The sequence below is a fragment of the Enterobacter sp. PL_is511 genome (assembly GCF_055816065.1).
Genome location: NZ_JBVPGP010000018.1, coordinates 240653 through 266509, shown reverse-complemented (window position 1 = coordinate 266509; position 25857 = coordinate 240653). Strand labels below are relative to the sequence as shown.

Sequence of the window (25857 nt, the reverse complement as noted above, 5' to 3'; positions counted from 1 at the left end):
TGAATTAAACTTCGTAATGAATTACGTATGTTCACTCAGAGACTTGGTATTCATTTATTGTCCGAAGACATTAAGAATCCATGTCACTTTGAGTGCCCACACAGATTGTCTGATAAATTGTTAAAGAGCAGTGCCGCTTCGTTTTCGCTGCGGCGCGGGGTGTGCATATTACGCTTTCCCGCTTCAGAGTCAAGCGTTTATTTTCGCTTTTCTCTGCTGACCTGGCGGCGTGTGTGCCGTTGTTCCGTGTCAGTGGAGGCGCATTATAGGGAGTTATTCCGAGGTGACAAGAGGAAATTTAAAAAAAGTTTCCATCCGCGTTTTTTTTCACCAACAGAGGTGAAATCAAGCTACAAATTGTTCTATTTGATGTATCTGCAACCACAATCACATTCGAGGTGGCATAATTATCAGCATGAATCTTTAAGGAATAAAAGCGATGCCATTAAGCGCACAACAGCTGGCCGCCCAAAAAAACCTGTCGTATGTGCTGGCAGAAAAGCTGGCTCAGCGGATTTTAGCGGGTAAATATGCCCCGGGCAGCATCCTGCCGGGTGAAATGGAGCTGGGTGAGCAGTTTGGGGTGAGCCGTACCGCAGTGCGCGAAGCGGTGAAAACCCTGACGGCAAAAGGTATGGTGCTTCCACGTCCTCGTATTGGCACACGCGTGATGCCACAGAGTAACTGGAATTTTCTCGATCAGGAGCTGCTCTCCTGGTGGATGACGGAAGACAACTTTCATCAGGTCGTCGATCACTTTCTGGTGATGCGCAGCAGCCTTGAACCTCAGGCATGTCTGCTTGCCGCCACGCTTGGCACAGCAGAGCAGAAAGCGCAGCTTAACGCGTTGATGGAAGAGATGGTGTTCCTGAAAAAACACTTCAACCGCGAACGCTGGGTTGAGGTCGATATGGCCTGGCATGAACATATCTATATGATGAGCGCCAATCCGTTCCTCACCTCGTTTGCCTCATTATTTCATTCGGTGTATCACACCTACTTTACCTCTATTACACAAAACGACGTGGTAAAACTGGAATTGCATCAGGCGATAGTGGATGCCATTCAGGAAAGCGACGGGCAGCGAGCCCTGAGTGCGTGCCAGGCATTACTGGCTGCGCCAACCCACCAGCAGGTAAATAAATGACAAAGAAAAAAGCGCGCAGCATGGCCGGATTGCCGTGGATTGCAGCCATGGCGTTTTTTATGCAGGCACTGGATGCCACCATCCTCAACACCGCGCTTCCCGCTATTGCGCAAAGCCTTAACCGCTCCCCGCTGGCGATGCAGTCCGCCATCATCAGCTACACCCTGACGGTTGCAATGTTAATTCCAGTTAGCGGCTGGCTGGCTGACCGCTTCGGTACCCGTAGAGTTTTCATGCTGGCCGTGACGCTCTTTACGCTCGGTTCGCTGGCCTGTGCGCTCTCCTCGTCCTTAACGGAACTGGTTATCTTCCGCGTATTACAGGGCATTGGCGGCGCGATGATGATGCCCGTGGCGCGCCTTGCCTTATTACGAGCCTACCCTCGAAGCGAACTGCTTCCCGTGCTCAACTTCGTTACCATGCCGGGACTGGTCGGCCCGATACTGGGCCCGGTACTCGGTGGCGTGTTTGTCACCTGGGCAAGCTGGCACTGGATCTTCCTGATTAATATTCCGATTGGCGTTGCGGGGCTGCTGTATGCCCGCAAATATATGCCGAACTTCACCACGCCAAGACGCAGCTTCGACATGGGTGGCTTTTTCCTGTTTGGCCTGAGCCTGGTACTCTTCTCCAGCGGGATGGAGCTGGTTGGCGAGAAGATCGTCGCGACGTGGATGGCGCTCTCCGTTATCCTCGCCGGCGTGCTGCTGTTCCTTCTTTATATACGTCACGCGCGCCGTCACCCGACGCCGTTAATCTCTCTTGGGCTCTTCAACACCCGAACCTTTTCCGTCGGGATCGCGGGAAACATTGCCTCGCGTCTGGGGACGGGCTGCGTACCGTTCCTGATGCCACTGATGCTGCAGGTGGGTTTCGGCTACCCGGCCCTGATTGCCGGCTGCATGATGGCGCCCACCGCAATGGGCTCGATTCTGGCAAAATCGACCGTGACGCAGGTGCTACGCTGGTTTGGCTATCGTAAGACGCTGGTTGGTGTGACGGTCTTTATCGGTCTGATGATTGCGCAGTTCTCGCTGCAGTCCGCCGCGTTACCCGTCTGGATGCTGATCCTGCCGCTATTTGTACTGGGCATGGCGATGTCGACGCAGTTCACCTCAATGAACACCATCACCCTTGCGGATTTGACCGACGAGAACGCCAGTAGCGGCAACAGCGTGCTGGCGGTAACACAGCAGTTGTCCATCAGTCTGGGTGTGGCCGTGAGCGCGGCGGTACTGCGGTTTTATGAAGGTTTCGACAGCGCGAACACCGTCGAGCAGTTCCACTATACCTTTATCACCATGGGCGCACTCACCGTCGTTTCAGCGCTGGTCTTTATGCTGTTAAAACCGAAAGATGGCCGTAACCTGATTAAAGAACGCCATAAGGCGAAAGCTAAACCGAACCCCGTTCCATCAGAACAGGAGTAAGCTGCAGGCGTTGCTGCTGCAGCGTGGGCTGAGCCATTCGGTGGATCAACACATCGATGGCCAGCTCGCCCAGCTCATCTTTTGGCTGATGAATGGTGGTGAGCGGCGGCGTCATATAGCTGGCCAGCTCGATATCATCGTAGCCGATTACCGCCATATCGTGGGGAACACGCAAACCGGCCTGATATAACGCCTGATAGGCGCCAAACGCCATGGCATCGTTGCCGATAAAAACAGCCTGCGGACGCTGCGGCTGCGCCAGCAGCGTCTGCATCGCTTCAAAACCACCGTGAAACTCAAAATCGCCGGTAATACGGTACCCTTCCGGCACGGAAAGGCCCGCCCGCGCCATCGCGGCGAGATACCCTTCCAGACGCAAACGCGCCGGGGTTTTGTCCAGCGGGCCGGTAATACAGGCGATGCGGGTATAGCCTTTATCGATCAGATACTGAGTGGCCATATCGCCCCCCAGCAGGGAGTTATCCTGAATAAGGTCGCTGGTACCGTCGAACGGCGCCCAGTCCATCATCACTGTGGGAATCGAAGGATAGCGCTGGATGATCTCTTTCGACGGCTGGTGCGTTTCGGTACAAAGCAGCAGTAGCCCGTCGACGCGTTTTTGCATCAGCGTTTCCAGGTTACGATTCATGCGCTGCTCGTCACCTTCGGTATTGCACAGCACCAGGCTGTAGCCACGCTCGAAGCAGCTGCGCTCCACGCCGCGAACCAGTTCTGAATAAAAGGGGTTGGTACTCGCGGTGATCAGCATACCGATGGTGCGCGTCTGGTTGAGCTTAAGGCTGCGCGCCAGCGCAGACGGCGCATAGTTGAGATCTTTTACCGCCGCTTCGACTTTCTCCCGAATCGCCTCGCTGACGAAGCGATCGTTGTTTATAACGTGAGAGACCGTCGAGGTAGAAACGCCCGCCATGCGGGCGACATCTTTCATTGTGGCCAAGCGTTACCCCTGCTGACTTAAGAATTCATCGATCTCTTTACGCCACGGAACGGAAGGCTGGGCGCCCTTGCGCGTCACCGCAATCGCTGCGGCAGCGTGTGCGAAGCGGATAGCGTCATCCATTCTCATACCTTCCAGCAGCGCGGTCACAAGTGCACCATTGAAGGTGTCTCCCGCTGCAATGGTATCAATCGCCTTCACCTTAAAGCCCGGCACGCGACGGCCTTCGCCATTGACGCTTGCCCACACCCCACGGCTACCCAGGGTGATGATCACCGTTCCGATGCCTTTGTCGTGCAGCGCACGCGCGGCTCGCGCGGCATCATCATCGTTTTCAACGCGAATGCCCGTCAGCTTTTCGGCTTCGGTTTCGTTCGGCGTGATGATGTCCACCAGCGCCAGCAGCTCGTCTGATAATACACGGGCAGGGGCCGGATTAAGTACGACAGTGGTATGATTTTCATGCGCAATTTTGGCGGCGGCCAGCACGCTTTCAACCGGCGACTCCAGCTGCATCAGCAGGGCTTCCGCTCCGCCGATGAGTGCACGTTGCGCTTCTACGCGTTCCGTCGTCAGCGCCGCGTTAGCGCCAGCATGAATACCGATGACATTCTCACCTTCTGCGTTGACGAAAATCAGCGCAACGCCGGTAGATTCCCCTGCAACAACGCTGACCGGTGCGATATCGATATTGTCGCTCGCCAGCTGCTTGCGTACGCGCTCACCGGTATCGTCATCACCCGTGCAGGCGATAAACGCAATATTTGCCCCGCTGCGACCGGCAGCAACGGCCTGGTTTGCACCTTTACCGCCAAATGCCACCTGATACTGGTTACCCGTGACGGTTTCGCCCGGTGTCGGGAACGATTCAAGGTTAAGAATGTGATCGGCATTGATACTGCCAAGGACGACGAGGTTACCTGCGGTTTTCATGGTTGGATTGTCCATCAGAGAGCGCCACCGGTGTTACCCGGTGGCGTATGCCACACTTTTCTTTATTGGTGTCCCTCAGGCCGCCGTGACGGCCTGATTCGCCTTTACTGCTTGATGACCAGCTTCAGGTCAACCGGGTATTTGGCCTGAACTTTTTCGCCCTTCAGCACTTTGTCGGCAGTTTCAACGCCAGTGGCGCCAATCTGCTCAGGCAGCTGAGCAATGGTCGCTGCCAGTTTGCCATCGTTTACTGCTTTTTCACCATCCGGCGTGCCGTCAAATCCGACAACCATCACATCAGATTTACCAGCGGTCTGCAGGGCACGCAGCGCGCCCAGCGCCATTTCGTCGTTCTGCGCGAATACTGCCTGCACGTCAGGGTGCGCGGTCAGAAGGTTCTGCATGACGTTCAGACCTTTAGTACGGTCGAAGTCCGCAGGCTGACTGGCCAGTACGTTGAATTTATGCGCTGCAACCGCCTGCTGGAAGCCTTCGCCACGCTCGCGGGCGGCAGACGTACCGGCAATCCCCTGCAGTTCGATAACTTTCGCGCCTTCACCGGCTTTCTTCGCGATGTAATCACCCGCGATTTTACCGCCCAGCACGTTATCAGACGCAATATGGCTCACAACTTCGCCTTTGGTTGCCTGACGGTCCAGGGTGATTACCGGGATCTTCGCCTGGTTTGCCATCTTCACGGCGTTGCCTACGGCATCAGAATCGGTTGGGTTGATCAGCAGAATTTTGGTGCCGCGAACGGTTAAGTCCTGAACGTTAGCCAGCTCTTTCGCCGGGTTGTTCTGTGAATCCAGAACCACCAGGTTGTAGCCCAGTTTGTCCGCTTCTTTCTGCGCGCCATCCTTCAGAGAGACGAAGAACGGGTTGTTCAGGGTAGAGACAACCAGCGCGATGGTGTCTTTCGCCATGGCGTTAGCACTTACGGTTGCGCTCAGCGCGACAGCAGAAACCAGGGTAGCCAGTTTTTTCATGTTCATATCTAAGATGTCCTGTAGTGTCGTCAGTTACTGTTTTTTGTTGTCTACCAGTACCGCCAGCAAAATCACCACTGCCTTAACGATCATCTGGTAATAGGAGGAAACACCTAACAAATTCAAACCATTATTCAGGAAACCGAGGATCAGTGCGCCGATCAATGTCCCAACAATGCGACCTTTACCGCCCGCAAGACTCGTACCGCCCAGAACCACTGCCGCAATGGCGTCCAGCTCATACCCCGTACCCGCCGTTGGCTGCGCGGAGGAGAGGCGCGCCACTTCGATAATGCCTGCCAGTGACGCCAGCAGACCGCACAGGGAGTAAACGATAATTTTGACTTTATTAACGCTGATACCGGACAGGCGCGTTGCCGCTTCGTTACCGCCCAGCGCATAGATATAACGGCCCAGACGAGTGTGATGCAGCATGTACCACGCCGCCAGGAAGACGATAGCCATGATCCATACCGGGGTCGGGACACCCAGCGGGCGACCGATACCGAACCAGCCAAACAGATCGGCGTTATCGGTAAAGCCGGTATTGACCGGGCTGCCGTTGGTATAAACCATGGTCACCCCGCGCAGCAGCAGCATCATCACCAGCGTCGCGATGAACGCCTGAACGCGGCCTTTTGCCACAATCACGCCGGTGACGGCGCCTATCGCCGCACCTGCCGCCAGGGCAGCGGCCACGGCCACCAGCGCGTTGACTTCAATGCCGACAATCGAAGCGGCGATCGCGCCGGTGAGCGCCAGCAGGGAACCGACGGACAGATCGATACCTGAGGTCAGAATCACCAGCGTCATGCCGACCGCCATAATGGCGTTCACCGACGTCTGCTGCAGAATATTGAACAGGTTATTAACGGTGAAGAAATTCGGGCTCATGGTCGACACAATCGCGATCAGCACCAGCAGGGCAATTAGCGATTTTTGCTCCATCAGCCACGCCTTTGTGAAATAGCGGCGACCAGAAACAGCCTGGGTAGTCATCTTCTTACTCCTGATTCACGCGATTAAGCTTGCCCACAGCGGCAGCCATCAGAACTTCCTGGGTGGCCTGCTCGCGAGTGAATTCACCGCCGAGATGCCCTTCATGCATGACGATAATGCGATCGCTCATGCCTAATACTTCTGGCATCTCGGAAGAGACCAGAATGATGCTCAGACCGTCGGCCTTAAACTGGTTAATCAGCTGATAGATCTCTTTCTTCGCCCCCACGTCTACGCCGCGGGTTGGCTCGTCGAGGATCAACACTTTCGGACGCGTCATCAGCCCGCGCGCAATCGCCACTTTCTGCTGATTCCCGCCGGACAACAGGCCAATCGCCTGCTCCATCGACGGGGTTTTGACGTTAAAGAGGCGGATAAAATCGCTCACCGCCTGCTGCTCGTCTTTATGCTTCAGGCTGCCACCGCTGTGGCTGAAATAGCGCAGCGCGGTCAGGGACATGTTCTCTTTTACTGACATCCCCAGCACCAGGCCGTCGCGTTTGCGGTCTTCGGAGATATAGACGATGCCGTTCGCCAGACCATCCTGCGGAGAGCGGGTGACCACTTCATGGCCGTCGAGGGTGACATAACCGCTGGTACGCGGCAGTGCGCCGTACAACACTTTCATCAGCTCGGTACGTCCCGCCCCCATCAGGCCCGCTACGCCCAGGATCTCGCCCTGGCGCAGGGTGAAGGTCACGTCGTTCACACCCGGACCGCAGAGGTTGTCCACCTTCAGGCGGATCTCACCCGGCGCTTTATCCAGATGCGGGTACTGATCTTCGAGCTTACGTCCCACCATCATTTCGATGAGCGTATCTTCAGTCAGCGTCGCCACTTCGCGCTCGGCAATAAACTGCCCGTCGCGGAAAACGGTGACGTCATCGCAGATTTCGAAGATCTCTTTCATACGGTGAGAGATATAGACAATCCCGCGCCCCTGCGATTTCAGCTCGCGGATAACGCGGAACAGGGATTCGGTTTCGGTATCGGTCAGGGCGTCGGTCGGTTCATCCATAATGATGACCTTCGACTCGAAGCTCAGCACCTTCGCGATTTCCACCATCTGCTGATCGCCGATGGAGAGATCGCCCACCAGGCGGTCGCTCTTAAAGCGCAGGTTCAGCTTCGCCAGCAGCTTGTCCGCTTCGGCATACATGGTTTTCCAGTCGATCTTACCGAAGCGGTTCACAAACTCGCGGCCGAGGAAGATGTTTTCCGCAATGGTGAGCTGCGGGATGAGGTTCAGCTCCTGGTGAATAATACCGATGCCCGCTTCCTGAGAGGATTTCGGGCCAGTGAAGGTGGTCTCTTTACCCAACCAAAGGAGTGAACCGGCATCGCGTTGGTAGATACCGGTCAGCACTTTCATCATGGTGGATTTGCCGGCGCCGTTTTCGCCCACCAGCGCCATGACGCGCCCGGGGTAGACGTTCAGCGCCGCGCCGGAGAGGGCTTTTACGCCCGGGAACGACTTATCGATCCCTTTAAGTTGCAGTAATGCGTCCATGATGGCCTCAGAAGGTGACGCCAGCACAGAGAATGATATTCGCATACGGGGAACACTCCCCGCTGCGAATCACCGCCTGACTGTCTGCGGTTTGTTGTTTGAATTGTTCGTGCGTTGTGTAACGAATTTCTATGGTATTTCCCTGGTGTTGTTGCAGCTGCTCAAGGTGGCTGAGCAACGTTTCGTGGAGTTGCGGATTATGTTGTTTGATTTCCGCCGCGAGAATGACCGCCTCAACCTGCATCTCCGCGGTCACCACGTCCAGTACCTGCATAAACGAAGGTACGCCCTGCGTTAACGCCATATCGATACGGGTTGTGCTGCGCGGAACCGGTAAGCCTGCATCGCAAACCACCAGCGTATCGGTATGCCCAAGACGGGAAATAACCGATGAGATTTCTGAGTTGAGTACAGTGCCTTTCTTCATTTTCTTGCTCCACTAGCGAAACGTTTCGCTAAAAGTAGTGTAGCCCCAGAAATGTTCAGAAAACCATCATGACGTAACAGATTTGTGATCGACGTCGAAACGTTTCGCTAAGTGAAATGGCGTGGAGGTAAATGCAAAACGGTAACCCCCTGGTTACCGTTTTTTATGTTTGCGCCCTCTCCCTGTGGGAGAGGGGCGGGGTGAGGGCATCAGGCCGCACAAAGACTTAAATCTCGACCTGCGTTCCCAGCTCAATCACGCGGTTAGGCGGGATCTCAAACTGGTCAGGCGCACGCAGGGCATTACGCTGCAGGATGAGGTATAGCTTGCCGCGCAGGCGCAGATACCACGGGCGCTTGCCGATAATCAGCGACTCGTGCGACATAAAGAACGATGTTTCCATCATCCGACAGCTCAGCCCTTCCAGGCCGCAGCGGTGGAACACCTCTTCCACGTTTGGCGTTTCACGCCAGCCGTAGCTTGCCACTACGCGCCAGAAAGTCGGCGACAGCTGCTCAATCTGCACGCGGCGGACGTTATGAACATACGGCGCATCTTCGGTGCGCAGCGTCAGCAGGATCACGCGCTCGTGCAGCACTTTGTTGTGCTTGAGGTTATGCATCAGCGCGAACGGAATAACATTCAGCGCGCGAGACATGTATACCGCGGTACCCGGCACGCGGACCGGCGGAGATTTCTCCAGAGAAGCGATCATCGCCTCCAGAGAATTCCCGTGCTCGTGCATGCGGCGCAGCAGGCGGAAACGCTCGCTTTTCCAGGTGGTCATGACAATAAACATCACCAGACCCAGCGTCAGCGGCAGCCAGCCTCCGGAGACAATCTTGTCGAGGTTCGCAGAGAACAGCGGCACGTCGATGCACAGGAAGCCCACCAGAATCATCGCCACGAGGAATTTATTCCAGTGCCAGTTTCGGTACGCCACCGTGGTGGAGAGAAGCGACGTCAGCACCATCGTACCGGTTACCGCAATACCGTACGCCGCCGCCAGGTTACTGGAGTGCTCGAAGCTGACGATAACAATGACCACAGCGAAATAGAGCAGCCAGTTAATGAACGGGATGTAGATCTGACCCGACTCCATCTCTGAGGTATGGATGATGCGCATCGGTGACAGATAACCCAGACGCACGGCCTGGCGCGTCAGAGAAAATACGCCGGAAATCACCGCCTGAGAGGCAATGACGGTCGCCAGCGTCGCCAGGATCAGCATCGGTACCAGCGCCCAGTCAGGCGCCAGCAGGAAGAACGGGTTCTTGATCGCTTCCGGGTTTTTAAGCAGCAGCGCCCCCTGACCGAAGTAGTTCAGCACCAGCGACGGGAGCACCACAATAAACCATGCCACGCGGATAGGCAGTTTCCCGAAGTGACCCATGTCAGCATACAGCGCTTCCACACCGGTGATGGAGAGCACTACGGCACCCAGCGCCACAAAGGAAACCACTTTGTATTCGAGGAAGAAATGCACGGCCCAGTAGGGGTTCAGCGCCTGCAGCACTTCCGGGTTCGCGATAATGCTGCGCAAACCAAGCGCCGCCAGGATCAGGAACCAGGCCAGCATAATCGGTGCAAACAGTTTGCCCACCAGCCCGGTACCGTGCTTCTGGATCATGAACAGCAGCGTCAGGACAATAATGGCCAGCGGAACCACCCATGAATCAAGTTGTGGAGCGATAATCTCCAGCCCCTCTATCGCCGACAGCACCGAAATAGCGGGCGTGATAACCACCTCTCCGTAGAAGAAACTGCCCCCAATCAGGCCGATAATGACCAGCACTGAGGTCATTCTGGCCGAGGTATTGCGCCCGGCAAGAGACATCAGGGTCAGGATCCCGCCTTCACCTGCGTTATCAGCACGCATAACGAAGGAGAGATACTTAACGGAAACCACCAGGATCAGCAGCCAGAAAATGAGGGACAGGAAGCCAAACACGGCATCGCGTTCAACACCAAAGCCAAACTGGCCGGACAGACATTCACGAAGCGTATAAAGCGGGCTGGTGCCAATATCACCGTAGACAACCCCGATCGCCGCAAGCGTTATTGCGGGTAATGATTGCTTATTATCAGTGCTCATAGACTAGTCTTTTCGTTTAAATAACAAATGTGTTCCTGGTCCCTTGGCCCACAAAAAGCGCACAGTATGCACGATTCATTGCAAAATCGTACCCCTAAATGCAACCGCATTAATGTAGCGCAAAGAAAATTGCGCCGCACTTCAGTCTATTACCAGCCCTGACTGAAACGTCTATACTCGCTTCAATTGGCCGCCACGACGGCGAAAGGATGCAAAACTATTATGGCTCACTCACATTTATTAGCAGAAAGAATTTCCCGCCTCAGCAGCGCGCTGGAGAAAGGCCTTTTCGAGCGTAGCCACGCCATTCGCCTCTGTTTACTGGCGGCGCTGAGCGGTGAAAGCGTGTTTTTGCTGGGACCGCCGGGCATTGCCAAAAGCCTGATTGCCCGCAGGCTAAAATTTGCTTTTCAGAATGCCCGCGCCTTCGAATATCTCATGACCCGCTTTTCCACCCCTGAAGAAGTGTTTGGCCCCCTCTCTATTCAGGCGCTGAAAGATGAAGGGCGCTATGAGCGTTTGACGGCGGGGTATCTGCCTGAGGCTGAGATTGTCTTTCTCGATGAGATCTGGAAAGCGGGACCGGCCATTCTTAACACCCTGCTCACGGCGATAAACGAACGTCGGTTCCGCAACGGCGCCAGTGAAGAGAAAATCCCGATGCGCCTGCTGGTGGCCGCCTCTAACGAACTGCCCGAGGCCGACAGCAGTCTGGAAGCGCTGTATGACCGTATGCTCATCCGCCTGTGGCTGGACAAAGTGCAGGACAAATCAAACTTCCGCTCCATGCTGGTGAGCCAGCAGGATGAGAGTGAAAACCCGGTATCCGCTTCGCTACAGGTGACGGATGAGGAGTATTACCAGTGGCAGCAGGATATTAGCAAAATCAAACTGCCTGACGCCGTATTCGAGCTGATCTATCTGCTGCGTCAGCAGCTTGATCTCCTCCCTTCTGCACCCTATGTCTCCGATCGTCGCTGGAAAAAAGCGATCCGCCTCCTGCAGGCCAGCGCCCTGTTTAGCGGCCGCGATGCCGTTGCCCCCATCGATCTGATCCTGCTGAAAGATTGCCTGTGGCACGACGCGGAAGGCATGAATCTGATGCAGCAGCAGCTTGACGTTTTGATGACCGGACACGCCTGGGGACAGCAGGCAATGCTCAATCAACTGGGGGCGATTGCCCAGCGGCGCATCCAGCTCCAGCAGCAGCAAAGTGATAAAACCGCGCTGAAAGTGAATCGCCTTGGAGGCATGTTCGCCCGTAAACCGCACTACGAGCTTCCCGCGGATCTGACCGGCGCAACGCTAACGCTGCTGCTCCAGCAGCCGCTCAAGCTGCATGATATGCAGGTGGTACACATTACGATTGAGCGCGAGGCGCTGGCGCAGTGGCTGGATAAGGGCGGAGAGATCCGTGGAAAGCTCAACGGCATCGGTTTCGCACAGCCGCTGAATATGGAAGTGGACAGCAGCCAGCATCTGGTGATCCGCGACGTCAGCCTGCAGGGCTCGCGTCTGGCGCTGCCGGGCACCGCCTCGGACAGCGTACCGGAAGAGATTAAGCAGCAGCTGGAAGCGCTGGATACGGAATGGCACCAGCAGCATACCCGCTTTAGCGAGCAGCAAAAGTGCCTCTTTATTCATAGCGACTGGTTAGGCCGCATTGAAGCCAGCCTGCAGGACGTCAGCGCGCAGATCAAACAGGCGCGTCAATGCTAACCCTGGATACGCTTAACGTTATGCTGGCCGTCAGCGAGGAGGGGTTGATCGAAGAGGTGGTCATAACACTTCTGGCGTCACCGCAGCTGGCAGCCTTCTTTGAAAAATTTCCGAAGCTCAAAAAGGCGATGACGGACGATCTTCCGCGCTGGCGCGAAAATTTGCGTCAGCGGTTCAGGGAGACCGAAGTTCCGCCTGAGTTAACGGAAGAGGTGGCCTGCTATCAGCAGTGCCAGCGGCTCTCCACGCCGCAGTTTATCGTCCATCTTCCGCAAACCTTGACGTTGCTCGACAAGGTCCACTCCCCGTTTGCCAGCCAGGCGCGGGCGCTGGTCACGGATAACGCCACTTTTACCCCGGCGCTGCACACCCTCTTCTTACAGCGCTGGCGCCTCAGCCTGGTGGTGCAGGCCACGACGCTAAACCAGCAGCTGCTGGATGAAGAGCGCGAACAGCTGCTTAGTGAAGTTCAGGAACGAATGACCCTGAGCGGCCAGTTAGAACAGGTGCTGGTGGAGAATGAAAACGCCGCTGGGCGTCTCTGGGATATGAGCGCAGGCCAGCTCAGGCGCGGGGACTATCAGCTGATCGTCAAGTACGGCGATTTTCTGACGCAGCAGCCCGAGCTGATGAAGCTTGCAGAACAGCTGGGACGCTCAAGAGAGGCAAAGTCGGTTCCAAAGAAAGACGCCCCGATGGAAACCTTCCGCACCCTGGTGCGTGAACCGGCCACCGTACCGGAGCAGGTCGACGGGCTCCAGCAGAGCGATGATATTTTGCGTCTGCTGCCCACGGAGCTGAGCACGCTGGGGATGACCGAGCTGGAGTATGAGTTTTACCGTCGGCTGGTGGAAAAACAGCTTCTCACCTACCGGCTGCACGGCGAAGCCTGGCGCGAGAAAATCAGCCAGCGGCCGGTCGTTCATCAGGATTTTGATGAACAGCCGCGCGGGCCCTTCATCGTTTGCGTGGATACGTCCGGATCGATGGGCGGGTTTAACGAGCAGTGTGCAAAAGCTTTTTGTCTGGCGCTGATGCGCGTGGCGCTCGCCGATCGCCGTCGCTGCTTCATCATGCTGTTCTCCAGCGAAGTCGTGGGCTATGAGCTGACGAACCAGCAGGGGATCGAGCAGGCAATCCGCTTCCTGAGCCAGCGTTTTCGCGGCGGCACGGATCTGGCCAGCTGCTTTCGCAGCATTGTGGAGCGTATGCAGGGCGGCGACTGGTACGACGCCGACGCGGTGGTGATTTCCGATTTTATTGCCCAGCGGCTACCGGATGACGTGGTGAATAAGGTGAAGGAGTTACAGCGGGTGCATCAGCACCGTTTTCATGCGGTGGCGATGTCCGCCCATGGAAAACCCGGCATCATGCGCATCTTCGATCATATCTGGCGCTTTGATACCGGGCTGCGTAGCCGCCTGCTCAGACGCTGGCAGCGTTAATTACAGAAGAGAGCCGACGCTTTCACGTACCTGCTGCGGCCAGACGCCACACTGAACCTGACCGATATGGGGTAATTGCAGCAGCAGCATGGTCAGACGGGACTGGCCGATACCACCGCCAATCGTCTGCGGCATTTCACCGCGCAGCAGCGCCTGGTGCCACTCGAGTTTGAGACGATCTTCATCTCCGGTGACCGCCAGCTGGCGCTTCAGCGCGTCAGCATCCACGCGGATCCCCATAGAAGAAAGCTCGAATGCGTCTTCCAGTACCGGGTTCCAGACCAGAATATCGCCGTTCAGCCCGGCAAACTCGCCCTCACCCGCAGTGCTCCAGTCATCATAATCCGGCGCGCGAACGTCGTGGCGTTTGCCATCAGACAGTTTGCCGCCGATCCCAATCAGAAATACCGCGCCCAGCTCTTTAGCAATCGCACGTTCACGGCCTTTGGCATCCAGATCCGGGAAGCGGGCCAGCAATTCCTGGCTGTGCACAAAGTGGATCGTATCCGGCAGGAACGGTGCCAGACCAAACTCTTTGCTCACGGCCGCTTCGGTCGCTTTGATCCCGGCGTAGATCGCCTCAACGGTGGATTTCAGCGTGCCGACGTGGCGCTCGCCGTCACCCATTACGCGCTCCCAGTCCCACTGGTCAACATAGACAGAGTGAATTGGGGTGAGGCGGTCTTCATCGGGGCGAAGGGCTTTCATATGCGTGTAGAGCCCTTCGCCCGCGCTGAAGTCGTGTTGTCCCAGGGTTTGACGCTTCCACTTCGCCAGTGAATGAACCACTTCGAACTGGGCGTCTGGCAGTGTTTTCACTTTCACCTGTACCGCTTTTTCGCATCCAGACAAGTTATCCTGGGTCCCGTCACCCACGCGGCTTAGAATCGGCGCCTGGACTTCAATTAGCCCAAGTTTATCTTCCAGCTGGCGGGAAAAATGGGATTTAACGAAACTGATCTGGCGTTGTTTTGCGATGTAAGCGGTTTTCATTATTTATACTCCTGCGTCCTGTTGATATTGATTAAGCAACAGAAATGGCATCACATTCAATAACTCATCAACAAAAAGCCACCTTCACTTTTGATTCGATAAAATTAAACGCTAGAATAGAGTGATTCATTAATCTTCATAAGAAAAAGCTATGGAAAATTATCAGATCGACAATCTCGACCGCGGCATTCTGGAGGCGTTAATGGCCAATGCCCGTACCGCCTACGCCGAACTGGCGAAACAGTTTGGCGTCAGCCCGGGAACCATTCACGTTCGCGTAGAGAAGATGAAGCAGGCGGGGATCATTACCGGCGCACGCATTGACGTCAGTCCTAAACATCTGGGTTATGACGTCTGCTGCTTCATCGGCATCATTCTTAAAAGCGCCAAAGACTATCCTTCCGCCCTGGCGAGGCTAAACGCGCTGGATGAAGTCACCGAGGCGTATTACACCACCGGGCACTACAGCATCTTTATTAAAGTCATGTGCCGATCCATCGACGCCCTTCAGCAGGTACTTATCAACAAGATCCAAACAATCGATGAAATTCAGTCCACCGAGACCCTGATCTCCCTGCAAAACCCGATCATGCGTACCATCCGTCCGTGATCGGGCAAATTCATTCCCACATTTTCCACAGGTAGATCCCAGCTCGCTCACAGCGTACAATGGCCGTCTCTTTATCCAGGCGAGCGATCAATGGCGGACATTACCCTTATCAGCGGCAGCACCCTTGGTGGTGCGGAATACGTAGCGGAACATCTGGCTGAAAAGCTGGAAGATGCGGGCTTTTCCACGGAAACCCTGCACGGCCCGTTGCTGGAAGATCTCCCGACTGACGGGGTCTGGCTGCTGATCACCTCCACGCACGGCGCGGGCGATCTGCCGGATAACCTGCAACCTTTATATGACGAACTGCTAGAACAGCAGCCCGACCTGTCAAACGTCCGTTTTGGCGCAGTGGGGATCGGCAGTCGCGAATATGACACCTTTTGCGGGGCAATAGAGAAAGTCGAAGCCGCTGTCACCTCCTGCGGAGCAAAACAGCTGGGTGAAACGCTCAAGATCAACATCCTCGATCATGACATTCCGGAGGATCCAGCCGAGATCTGGCTCGCGGAATGGAAAAATTTACTCAAAAACGATTAAAGATCGCGCGAACAGATGTGGATAACTCTGGTTAAAAGCTCGTATTAACCCGTAGTTATCCAAAGAACAACCGTAGCGTCGTTTTTGGCCTGTGCATAAAGTCGCGATCTGATCCCAGCTTATACGGTCCAGGATCACCGATCATTCACAGCAAACGATCCTTTCTAACTGCATGATCTTCTTTATGAGATCGGACTTATCCACACAGGTTCGCGATCCTAATAAGAGATCACAATAGAACAGATCTCTAAATAAAAAGATCTTCTTTTTAATAGCCCAGGATCCCAATGCTTTCTCGAAAGACTAAAGTTGAGTAGAATCCACGGCCCGGGCTTCAATCCATTTTCATACCGCTTTACGCGAGGCAGACCACCATGTTTTATCAGGATCCTTTTGACGTCATCATCATTGGCGGGGGTCACGCAGGCACTGAGGCCGCAATGGCCGCAGCGCGAATGGGTCAGCAGACCCTGCTTTTGACACACAATATCGACACGCTGGGACAAATGTCCTGTAATCCGGCGATTGGCGGCATTGGGAAAGGACACCTGGTAAAAGAAGTGGATGCACTTGGCGGCCTGATGGCGAAAGCGATCGATCAGGCTGGCATCCAGTTTAGGATACTAAACGCGAGTAAAGGCCCCGCTGTCCGTGCGACCCGTGCTCAGGCAGACCGCGTACTTTACCGTCAGGCGGTGCGTACCGCCCTGGAGAACCAGCCGAACCTGATGATCTTCCAGCAGGCGGTTGAAGATCTTATCGTTGAGAACGATCGCGTCGTGGGTGCCGTGACCCAGATGGGCCTCAAATTCCGCGCGAAAGCCGTGGTGCTGACCGTGGGGACATTCCTGGACGGTAAAATTCATATCGGTCTGGATAACTACAGCGGTGGCCGTGCCGGCGATCCGCCGTCTATTCCACTGTCTCGTCGTCTGCGCGAACTGCCACTGCGCGTTAGCCGCCTGAAAACAGGCACGCCGCCGCGTATTGATGCGCGCACCATTGATTTCAGCGTGCTGGCGCAACAGCACGGTGATAACCCAATGCCGGTCTTCTCGTTCATGGGCAATGCGGCACAGCATCCGCAGCAGGTACCGTGCTACATCACGCATACCAACGAGAAAACCCATGACGTGATCCGCAATAACCTCGATCGTAGCCCCATGTATGCTGGCGTGATCGAAGGGATCGGCCCACGCTACTGTCCGTCGATCGAAGACAAAGTGATGCGCTTTGCCGATCGTAACCAGCACCAGATCTTCCTGGAGCCGGAAGGGCTGACCTCGAACGAAATTTACCCGAACGGCATCTCCACCAGCCTGCCGTTTGATGTGCAGATGCAAATTGTTCGCTCAATGCAGGGGATGGAGAATGCGAAAATCGTTCGCCCTGGCTACGCTATTGAGTACGATTTCTTCGATCCGCGTGACCTGAAGCCAACCCTGGAAAGCAAATTCATCCACGGTCTGTTCTTCGCGGGTCAGATTAACGGCACCACCGGCTATGAAGAAGCGGCTGCACAGGGTCTGCTTGCCGGCCTGAACGCCGCGCGCTTCTCTGCTGAGAAAGAGGGCTGGGCACCAGGCCGTTCTCAGGCGTATCTGGGCGTGCTGGTTGACGATCTCTGCACGCTGGGTACCAAAGAACCGTACCGTATGTTTACCTCTCGCGCGGAATATCGCCTGATGCTGCGTGAAGATAACGCCGACCTGCGTCTGACCGAAATGGGCCGTGAACTCGGTCTGGTCGATGACGAACGCTGGGCGCGCTTCAACGAGAAGCTGGAACGCATTGAACAGGAACGTCAGCGCCTGAAAACCACCTGGGTGAATCCGCAGGCGGAAACTGCTGCCGAAGTAAACGCTCACTTAACAGCGCCGCTGTCGCGCGAGGCCTGCGGGGAAGATCTGCTGCGCCGTCCTGAAGTCACCTACGAGAACCTGGTCAAACTGACCGCGTTCGCGCCGGGCCTGGAAGACGCTGAAGCGGCAGAGCAGGTTGAGATCCAGGTGAAGTACGAAGGTTACATCGCGCGTCAGCAGGATGAGATCGAAAAACAGCAGCGTAACGAAAACACGCTGCTGCCGGAAATGCTGGACTACCGCCAGGTGACGGGCCTTTCTAACGAAGTGATCGCCAAGCTGAACGATCACAAACCGGTGTCGATCGGTCAGGCGTCCCGCATCTCGGGGGTTACCCCTGCGGCGATTTCGATCCTGCTGGTCTGGCTGAAAAAGCAAGGTATGCTGCGCCGCAGCGCGTAATTGACATTGCTTTTGGCGGGTGGCGCTTCGCTTACCCGCCCTACTTATTCGTAGGCCCGGTAAGCGGCAGCGCCACCGGGCGAAAAATCTCTAAACAGGTATTCACCGTGCTCAACAAACTCTCTCGTCTGCTGGATCAGGCAGGTATTTCGCTCACCGATCACCAGAAAAATCAGCTGGTGGCCTATGTCGATATGCTGAACAAATGGAACAAAGCGTACAACCTGACGTCTGTTCGCGACCCCAACGAGATGCTCGTCCGCCATATACTCGATAGCATCGTGGTTGCCCCATGGTTGAAAGGTGAGCGCTTTATCGACGTGGGTACGGGTCCAGGTTTACCGGGCGTTCCGCTGTCGATTGTTCGCCCTGAGAGCCATTTCACGCTGCTGGACAGCCTCGGCAAGCGCGTGCGCTTTTTACGTCAGGTACAGCATGAGCTGAAGCTTGAGAACATTACGCCCGTGCAGAGCAGGGTAGAGGAGTTCCCGGCAGAGCCGCCGTTTGACGGGGTTATCAGCCGCGCGTTTGCTTCGCTCAATGACATGGTGAGCTGGTGTAAGCACTTGCCTGCGGAGAACGGCCGCTTTTATGCGCTGAAAGGGCAGTTGCCAGGCGATGAGATTGAACAGCTTCCAGACGGTTTTGCTGTCGAGTCTATTGAGAAATTACAGATTCCTCAGCTCGAAGGTGAACGCCATCTGGTGATAATTAAGCCAAACAATTTTTAAAAAATTAATAAAAAATGTGGAATTCGTGCTGTTCTTATCATGTTAAAAAACAGCACAACTACCAGGGTTTTATCGGGGAGCTTTTAACCTCTACTTCACTAAGGTTTTTCTTCCGGTTAACGTAGCGCCTATTATTCACCGAGAAGATAGTCATCTGTGAAAATATAAGTCTGCTAAAAGTGGAAGGCAGTAACCAGAACGTAATGTTAATTATTTATTAAGAATGTCAATAAAAGGTTTTTATTGTGTACTGGGCTGTTTTGAAAATAGTTGCGACATTTTGTGTTTAATTTCATAAAGATAAATTTTCGTGATTTGCGCCTTTGATAAATACAACCTTATCGCAAATGTGTGTTTTGTGATCTCGTGCACGCTTTATCGACAACGTTTTCGCGCTGTTTGCAGTTTTGGTCGAAGGTTGACGCTTTCAGCGAAAGTTAAAAAATAGCGGTGGGGAAAAATATTTAAACATTTATTCACCTTTTCGCTACTTAATGTTTGAAATCACGGGTGCGCACCGTATAATTTGACCGCTTTTTGATGCTTGACTCTGAGCCTTAAAGGACGTTTTATACGACACGCGGCATACCTCGAAGGGAGCAGGAGTAAAAACGTGATGTCTGTGTCGCTCTTGAGTAGAAACGTTGCTCGTAAGCTTCTGTTCGTTCAGTTTCTGGCTGTGATAGCAAGTGGACTGCTGTTTAGCCTCAAAGACCCCTTCTGGGGCATCTCCGCCGTGTGCGGGGGTTTGGCGGTTGTGCTGCCAAACGTGTTGTTTATGATTTTTGCCTGGCGTCATCAGGCGCATACACCCGCCAAAGGCCGCGTGGCCTGGTCCTTCGCCCTCGGCGAAGTGTGTAAGGTGTTGCTGACCTTTGCTCTACTGGTGATGGCGCTGGCGGTTTTGAAAGTGGTCTTCATGCCGCTGATAGCAACGTGGGTTTTGGTGCTGGTGGTACAAGTTCTGGCTCCAGCTGTAATCAATAACAAAGGGTAAAAGGCATCATGGCTTCAGAAAATATGACGCCGCAGGATTACATAGGTCACCATCTGAATAACCTTCAGCTGGACCTGCGTACATTCTCGCTGGTGGATCCACATAACCCCCCGGCCACCTTCTGGACGATCAACATCGACTCCATGTTCTTCTCGGTGGTTTTGGGTCTTCTGTTCCTGGCCATGTTCCGCGGTGTTGCTAAACGAGCGACCAGCGGTGTACCAGGGAAATTCCAGACCTTCATCGAAATGATCATCGGCTTCGTCCATGGCAGCGTCAAAGACATGTACCATGGCAAGAGCAAGCTGATTGCTCCGCTGGCGCTGACCGTGTTCGTTTGGGTCTTCCTGATGAACCTGATGGACCTGCTGCCAATCGATCTGCTGCCGTTTATCGGCGAGCACATCTTCGGCCTGCCTGCACTGCGTGTTGTACCGTCTGCGGACGTGAACATCACCCTGTCGATGGCGCTGGGCGTGTTTATCCTGATTCTTTTCTACAGCATCAAAATGAAAGGCGTAAGCGGCTTTGTGAAAGAGCTTACCTTGCAGCCGTTCAACCACTGGGCGTTTATTCCGGTCAACCTGATCCTGGAAGGCGTTAGCCTGCTGTCCAAACCTGTTTCACTGGGTCTGCGACTGTTCGGCAACATGTATGCGGGTGAGCTGATTTTCATTCTGATCGCGGGTCTTCTGCCGTGGTGGTCACAGTGGGTTCTGAATGTGCCGTGGGCCATTTTCCACATCCTGATCATTACGCTGCAAGCCTTTATCTTCATGGTTCTGACGATCGTCTATCTGTCGATGGCGTCTGAAGAGCACTGATTTTTTACCAACACTACTACGTTTTAATTGAAACAAACTGGAGACTGTCATGGAAAACCTGAATATGGATCTGCTGTACATGGCTGCCGCTGTGATGATGGGTCTGGCGGCTATCGGTGCTGCGATCGGTATCGGCATCCTCGGGGGCAAATTCCTGGAAGGCGCAGCGCGTCAACCTGATCTGATTCCTCTGCTGCGTACTCAGTTCTTTATCGTTATGGGTCTGGTGGATGCTATCCCAATGATCGCTGTAGGTCTGGGTCTGTACGTGATGTTTGCTGTCGCGTAGTAGTAGTTTTAAAACCCTAAGCCACAGAAATTAAAGAGGTATTGTGCTGTGAACATGAACGCAACAATCCTCGGCCAGGCCATCGCGTTTATTCTCTTTGTCTGGTTCTGCATGAAGTATGTATGGCCGCCTTTAATGGCTGCCATCGAAAAACGTCAGAAAGAAATTGCTGACGGTCTGGCTTCTGCAGAACGCGCTAAGAAAGATTTGGACCTTGCACAGGCCAACGCGACAGACCAGCTGAAAAAAGCGAAAGCGGAAGCTCAGGTAATCATCGAACAGGCTAACAAACGCCGTTCACAGATCCTGGACGAAGCCAAAGCTGAAGCAGAACAGGAACGTACTAAGATCGTGACACAGGCTCAGGCAGAAATTGATGCTGAGCGTAAACGTGCTCGTGAAGAACTGCGTAAGCAGGTTGCGATTCTGGCTGTTGCTGGCGCCGAGAAGATCATCGAACGTTCCGTGGATGAAGCTGCTAACAGCGACATCGTGGACAAACTTGTCGCTGAACTGTAAGGAGGGAGGGGCTGATGTCTGAATTTGTTACGGTAGCTCGCCCCTACGCCAAAGCAGCTTTTGACTTTGCTGTCGAACACCACAATGTCGATCGCTGGCAGGATATGCTGGCGTTTGCCGCTGAGGTGACGAAAAACGAACAAATGGCTGAGTTGCTTTCCGGTGCGTTAGCACCTGAAACTCTCGCCGCGTCGTTTATCGCCGTGTGCGGAGAGCAACTGGATGCCAACGGCCAGAACCTGATTAAGGTGATGGCAGAAAATGGTCGTCTCCGTGTGCTCCCGGATGTTCTCGAGCAGTTTGAGCACTTACGTGCCCTTAGTGAAGCAACCGCTGAAGTTGAAGTGACTTCTGCGACTGAACTGAGTAACGAACAGCTTGCGAAAATCACCGCCGCGATGGAAAAACGTCTGTCACGCAAAGTTAAGCTGAATTGCAAAATCGATAAGTCTGTAATGGCAGGCGTAATCATCCGCTCGGGTGATATGGTCATTGATGGCAGCGTACGCGGCCGTCTTGAACGCCTTGCAGACGTCTTGCAGTCTTAAGGGGACTGGAGCATGCAACTGAATTCCACCGAAATCAGCGAACTGATCAAGCAGCGCATTGCTCAGTTCAGTGTTGTGAGTGAAGCTCACAACGAAGGTACTATTGTTTCTGTAAGTGACGGTGTTATCCGCATTCACGGCCTGGCCGATTGTATGCAGGGTGAGATGATTTCCCTGCCGGGTAACCGTTACGCTATCGCACTGAACCTGGAGCGCGACTCCGTAGGTGCAGTTGTGATGGGTCCATACGCTGACCTCGCCGAAGGCATGAAGGTTAAGTGTACTGGCCGTATTCTGGAAGTACCGGTTGGCCGTGGCCTGCTGGGTCGCGTTGTTAACACCCTGGGTGCGCCAATCGACGGTAAAGGTCCGGTTGAGCACGATGGCTTCTCCCCAATCGAAGTTATCGCACCAGGCGTTATCGACCGTCAGTCCGTAGATCAGCCTGTTCAGACAGGTTATAAGTCCGTTGATGCCATGATTCCAATCGGTCGTGGTCAGCGTGAACTGATCATCGGTGACCGTCAGACCGGTAAAACCGCGATGGCTATCGACGCCATCATCAACCAGCGTGACTCCGGCATCAAATGCGTGTACGTGGCCATCGGCCAGAAAGCGTCCACCATTTCTAACGTGGTTCGTAAACTGGAAGAGCACGGCGCACTGTCTAACACCATCGTTGTGGTAGCAACTGCGTCTGAATCTGCTGCACTGCAATACCTGGCACCATATGCCGGTTGCGCAATGGGCGAATACTTCCGTGACCGCGGTGAAGATGCACTGATCGTATACGATGACCTGTCTAAACAGGCTGTTGCTTATCGTCAGGTTTCCCTGCTGCTCCGTCGTCCACCTGGACGTGAAGCGTTCCCTGGCGACGTATTCTACCTCCACTCTCGTCTGCTGGAGCGTGCTTCCCGCGTTAACGCGGAATACGTCGAGAACTTCACCAAAGGTGAAGTGAAGGGTAAAACGGGCTCTCTGACCGCTCTGCCGATCATTGAAACCCAGGCGGGTGACGTTTCTGCGTTCGTTCCGACCAACGTAATCTCCATTACCGATGGTCAGATCTTCCTGGAAACCAACCTGTTTAACTCCGGTATTCGTCCGGCAGTTAACCCGGGTATCTCCGTATCCCGTGTTGGTGGTGCTGCTCAGACCAAGATCATCAAGAAACTGTCCGGTGGTATCCGTACCGCACTGGCACAGTATCGTGAACTGGCTGCGTTCTCTCAGTTCGCATCCGATCTGGACGAAGCAACCCGTAAACAGCTGAGCCACGGTCAGAAAGTGACCGAGCTGCTGAAGCAGAAACAGTACGCACCAATGTCTGTTGCTCAGCAGGGCCTGGTTCTGTTCGCGGCTGAACGCGGTTACCTCGAAGATGTGGAACTGGCGAAAATCGGTAGCTTCGAAGCCGCTCTGCTGGCTTACGTCGACCGTGATCACGCTCCGCTGATGCAAGAGATCAACCAGACCGGTGGCTATAACGACGAAATCGAAGGCAAGCTGAAAGCTATCCTCGATTCCTTCAAAGCAACCCAATCCTGGTAATCGTCCGGCGGCTTGTCTCAGGACAAGCCGCCTGGCATTGAGGAGAAGCTCATGGCCGGCGCAAAAGAGATACGTAGTAAGATCGCAAGCGTCCAGAACACGCAAAAGATCACTAAAGCGATGGAGATGGTCGCCGCTTCCAAAATGCGTAAATCGCAGGATCGCATGGCGGCCAGCCGTCCTTATGCAGAAACCATGCGCAAAGTGATTGGTCACCTTGCAAACGGTAATCTGGAATATAAGCACCCTTACCTGGAAGAACGCGACGTTAAGCGCGTGGGCTACCTGGTGGTGTCGACCGACCGTGGTCTGTGTGGCGGCTTGAACATTAACCTGTTCAAAAAACTGCTGGCGGATATGAAAGCATGGTCTGAAAAAGGCGTTCAGTGCGATATCGCAATGATCGGCTCTAAAGGCGTCTCTTTCTTTAACTCCGTTGGTGGCAACATTGTCGCTCAGGTGACCGGTATGGGTGATAACCCGTCCCTGTCCGAACTGATCGGCCCGGTTAAAGTGATGTTGCAGGCTTATGATGAAGGCCGTCTGGACAGACTGTACGTTGTCAGCAACAAATTCATTAACACCATGTCTCAGGTTCCAACGCTCACGCAGATGCTGCCGTTACCGGCATCAGAAGATGGCGAGCTGAAGCAAAAAACCTGGGATTACCTGTATGAACCCGATCCGAAACCGCTGCTGGATACCCTGCTGCGTCGTTACGTTGAATCTCAGGTTTATCAGGGCGTTGTAGAAAACCTGGCCAGCGAGCAGGCCGCACGAATGGTGGCGATGAAAGCCGCGACCGATAATGGCGGCAGCCTGATTAAAGAGCTGCAGTTGGTTTACAACAAAGCTCGTCAGGCCAGCATTACTCAGGAACTCACCGAGATCGTCTCGGGGGCCGCCGCGGTTTAACCAGGTTTACGAATTACGTAGAGGATTCAAGATGGCTACTGGAAAGATTGTCCAGGTAATCGGCGCCGTGGTGGACGTCGAGTTCCCTCAGGACGCCGTACCACGCGTGTACGACGCGCTTGAGGTACAGAATGGTAACGAGAGCCTGGTGCTGGAAGTTCAGCAGCAGCTCGGCGGCGGTATCGTGCGTACCATCGCGATGGGTTCTTCCGACGGTCTGCGTCGTGGTCTGGAAGTAAAAGACCTTGAGCACCCGATCGAAGTCCCGGTAGGTAAAGCAACACTGGGTCGTATCATGAACGTATTGGGTCAACCAATCGACATGAAAGGCGACATCGGTGAAGAAGAGCGTTGGGCTATCCACCGCGCGGCACCTTCCTACGAAGAGCTGTCCAGCTCTCAGGAACTGCTGGAAACCGGTATCAAAGTTATCGACCTGATGTGTCCGTTCGCGAAGGGCGGTAAAGTCGGTCTGTTCGGTGGTGCGGGCGTAGGTAAAACCGTAAACATGATGGAGCTGATCCGTAACATCGCGATCGAGCACTCCGGTTACTCTGTGTTTGCGGGCGTAGGTGAACGTACTCGTGAGGGTAACGACTTCTACCACGAAATGACCGACTCCAACGTTCTGGACAAAGTATCCCTGGTTTACGGCCAGATGAACGAGCCACCAGGAAACCGTCTGCGCGTTGCGCTGACCGGTCTGACTATGGCTGAGAAATTCCGTGACGAAGGCCGTGACGTTCTGCTGTTCGTTGATAACATCTATCGTTACACCCTGGCCGGTACGGAAGTATCTGCACTGCTGGGTCGTATGCCTTCAGCGGTAGGTTATCAGCCTACGCTGGCGGAAGAGATGGGTGTTCTTCAGGAACGTATCACCTCTACCAAAACCGGTTCTATCACCTCCGTTCAGGCGGTATACGTACCTGCGGATGACTTGACTGACCCATCACCAGCCACCACCTTTGCGCACTTAGATGCAACCGTGGTACTGAGCCGTCAGATCGCGTCTCTGGGTATCTACCCGGCCGTTGACCCGCTGGACTCCACCAGCCGTCAGCTGGATCCACTGGTTGTTGGTCAGGAACACTACGACACCGCGCGTGGCGTACAGTCCCTGCTGCAGCGTTACCAGGAACTGAAAGACATCATCGCCATCCTGGGTATGGATGAACTGTCTGAAGAAGACAAACTGGTGGTAGCGCGTGCGCGTAAGATCCAGCGCTTCCTGTCCCAGCCATTCTTCGTTGCGGAAGTATTCACCGGTTCTCCGGGTAAATACGTTTCCCTGAAAGACACCATCCGTGGCTTTAAAGGCATCATGGAAGGCGAATACGATCACCTGCCGGAGCAGGCGTTCTACATGGTTGGTTCCATCGACGAAGCCGTGGAAAAAGCCAAAAAACTTTAACGCCTTA

General features: G+C 54.6%; 24 protein-coding genes. 16 read left to right on the top strand and 8 right to left on the bottom strand.

Features of this window, described 5'->3' with window-relative positions; all coding sequences use genetic code 11:
• Positions 1-439 precede the first annotated feature (439 nt).
• Both AC0TN7_RS06315 and mdtD read left to right on the top strand, forming a co-directional pair.
• Positions 440-1147 carry a FadR/GntR family transcriptional regulator gene (locus AC0TN7_RS06315; RefSeq protein WP_024907901.1) on the top strand — a complete coding sequence of 236 codons (708 nt, stop codon included), beginning with the start codon at positions 440-442 and terminating at the stop codon, positions 1145-1147.
• On the top strand, positions 1144-2577 hold the full coding sequence (mdtD, locus tag AC0TN7_RS06310; protein WP_032648599.1) for a multidrug transporter subunit MdtD: 1434 nt from the start codon (positions 1144-1146) through the stop codon (positions 2575-2577). Before AC0TN7_RS06315 ends, mdtD begins: the two co-directional genes overlap by 4 nt.
• Here the strand turns inward: mdtD and rbsR are convergent.
• The 7 genes from rbsR to kup all read right to left on the bottom strand — a co-directional run bounded on the left by rbsR (position 2543) and on the right by kup (position 10488).
• The gene (gene rbsR, locus AC0TN7_RS06305; RefSeq protein WP_075201549.1) at positions 2543-3535 is read right to left on the bottom strand and encodes a ribose operon transcriptional repressor RbsR; all 993 of its coding nucleotides are present in this window, start codon (positions 3533-3535) and stop codon (positions 2543-2545) included. The genes mdtD and rbsR overlap by 35 nt on opposite strands.
• A gap of 3 nt (positions 3536-3538) precedes the next feature.
• Positions 3539-4468, bottom strand: a complete 930-nt coding sequence (gene rbsK / locus AC0TN7_RS06300) for a ribokinase (RefSeq protein ID WP_024907898.1) — start codon at positions 4466-4468, stop codon at positions 3539-3541.
• A gap of 104 nt (positions 4469-4572) precedes the next feature.
• Entirely contained in the window at positions 4573-5463 is an 891-nt protein-coding gene (rbsB, locus tag AC0TN7_RS06295; protein WP_010426610.1) for a ribose ABC transporter substrate-binding protein RbsB, read from the bottom strand.
• Positions 5464-5490: 27 nt separating this feature from the next.
• Positions 5491-6456, bottom strand: coding sequence for a ribose ABC transporter permease (rbsC, locus tag AC0TN7_RS06290; RefSeq protein WP_006808742.1), 966 nt, complete (start codon positions 6454-6456; stop codon positions 5491-5493).
• 4 nt (positions 6457-6460) lie between these two features.
• Positions 6461-7966 (bottom strand): ribose ABC transporter ATP-binding protein RbsA, encoded by a 1506-nt coding sequence (gene rbsA / locus AC0TN7_RS06285; RefSeq protein ID WP_021242658.1) that lies wholly within the window; start codon positions 7964-7966, stop codon positions 6461-6463.
• 7 nt (positions 7967-7973) lie between these two features.
• Entirely contained in the window at positions 7974-8393 is a 420-nt protein-coding gene (gene rbsD, locus AC0TN7_RS06280; protein WP_024907896.1) for a D-ribose pyranase, read from the bottom strand.
• Between the two features lie 226 nt (positions 8394-8619).
• Positions 8620-10488, bottom strand: coding sequence for a low affinity potassium transporter Kup (gene kup / locus AC0TN7_RS06275; RefSeq protein WP_024907895.1), 1869 nt, complete (start codon positions 10486-10488; stop codon positions 8620-8622).
• Between the two features lie 222 nt (positions 10489-10710).
• On the opposite strand from kup, the gene ravA reads away from it, so the two are divergent.
• Together ravA and viaA are read left to right on the top strand one after the other, a co-directional pair.
• Positions 10711-12207, top strand: coding sequence for an ATPase RavA (ravA, locus tag AC0TN7_RS06270; protein ID WP_061716269.1), 1497 nt, complete (start codon positions 10711-10713; stop codon positions 12205-12207).
• Positions 12201-13652, top strand: a complete 1452-nt coding sequence (gene viaA / locus AC0TN7_RS06265; RefSeq protein WP_024907893.1) for an ATPase RavA stimulator ViaA — start codon at positions 12201-12203, stop codon at positions 13650-13652. The genes ravA and viaA overlap by 7 nt, the downstream gene beginning before the upstream one ends.
• Here viaA and asnA read toward each other — a convergent pair whose 3' ends face one another.
• Positions 13653-14645, bottom strand: coding sequence for an aspartate--ammonia ligase (gene asnA, locus AC0TN7_RS06260; protein WP_061716268.1), 993 nt, complete (start codon positions 14643-14645; stop codon positions 13653-13655).
• Between the two features lie 151 nt (positions 14646-14796).
• Here asnA and asnC point away from each other — a divergent pair, with 151 nt between their 5' ends.
• The 12 genes from asnC (at position 14797) to atpD (ending at position 25850) form a co-directional block, all read left to right on the top strand.
• Positions 14797-15255 (top strand): transcriptional regulator AsnC, encoded by a 459-nt coding sequence (asnC, locus tag AC0TN7_RS06255; RefSeq protein WP_024907891.1) that lies wholly within the window; start codon positions 14797-14799, stop codon positions 15253-15255.
• Between the two features lie 90 nt (positions 15256-15345).
• Entirely contained in the window at positions 15346-15795 is a 450-nt protein-coding gene (mioC, locus tag AC0TN7_RS06250; RefSeq protein WP_023309786.1) for an FMN-binding protein MioC, read from the top strand.
• Positions 15796-16169: 374 nt separating this feature from the next.
• A complete protein-coding gene (gene mnmG, locus AC0TN7_RS06245) occupies positions 16170-18059 on the top strand; it encodes a tRNA uridine-5-carboxymethylaminomethyl(34) synthesis enzyme MnmG (RefSeq protein WP_248166068.1) in 1890 nt (629 codons plus the stop codon).
• Between the two features lie 107 nt (positions 18060-18166).
• A complete protein-coding gene (gene rsmG / locus AC0TN7_RS06240) occupies positions 18167-18790 on the top strand; it encodes a 16S rRNA (guanine(527)-N(7))-methyltransferase RsmG (protein WP_024907888.1) in 624 nt (207 codons plus the stop codon).
• Positions 18791-19406: 616 nt separating this feature from the next.
• Positions 19407-19787 (top strand): F0F1 ATP synthase subunit I, encoded by a 381-nt coding sequence (atpI, locus tag AC0TN7_RS06235; protein ID WP_023333920.1) that lies wholly within the window; start codon positions 19407-19409, stop codon positions 19785-19787.
• 8 nt (positions 19788-19795) lie between these two features.
• The gene (gene atpB, locus AC0TN7_RS06230) at positions 19796-20611 is read left to right on the top strand and encodes a F0F1 ATP synthase subunit A (RefSeq protein ID WP_008500193.1); all 816 of its coding nucleotides are present in this window, start codon (positions 19796-19798) and stop codon (positions 20609-20611) included.
• Between the two features lie 49 nt (positions 20612-20660).
• Entirely contained in the window at positions 20661-20900 is a 240-nt protein-coding gene (gene atpE, locus AC0TN7_RS06225; RefSeq protein WP_000429386.1) for a F0F1 ATP synthase subunit C, read from the top strand.
• Positions 20901-20948: 48 nt separating this feature from the next.
• Positions 20949-21419, top strand: a complete 471-nt coding sequence (atpF, locus tag AC0TN7_RS06220) for a F0F1 ATP synthase subunit B (protein ID WP_014072436.1) — start codon at positions 20949-20951, stop codon at positions 21417-21419.
• A gap of 14 nt (positions 21420-21433) precedes the next feature.
• Positions 21434-21967, top strand: a complete 534-nt coding sequence (gene atpH / locus AC0TN7_RS06215) for a F0F1 ATP synthase subunit delta (protein WP_024907887.1) — start codon at positions 21434-21436, stop codon at positions 21965-21967.
• A 12-nt stretch (positions 21968-21979) separates the two neighbouring features.
• Positions 21980-23521: a F0F1 ATP synthase subunit alpha gene (atpA, locus tag AC0TN7_RS06210; protein ID WP_006808751.1), complete on the top strand. Its 1542-nt coding sequence runs from the start codon at positions 21980-21982 to the stop codon at positions 23519-23521.
• Positions 23522-23572: 51 nt separating this feature from the next.
• A complete protein-coding gene (atpG, locus tag AC0TN7_RS06205) occupies positions 23573-24436 on the top strand; it encodes a F0F1 ATP synthase subunit gamma (RefSeq protein WP_024907886.1) in 864 nt (287 codons plus the stop codon).
• 31 nt (positions 24437-24467) lie between these two features.
• Positions 24468-25850, top strand: coding sequence for a F0F1 ATP synthase subunit beta (gene atpD / locus AC0TN7_RS06200; RefSeq protein ID WP_006177559.1), 1383 nt, complete (start codon positions 24468-24470; stop codon positions 25848-25850).
• Positions 25851-25857 lie beyond the last annotated feature (7 nt).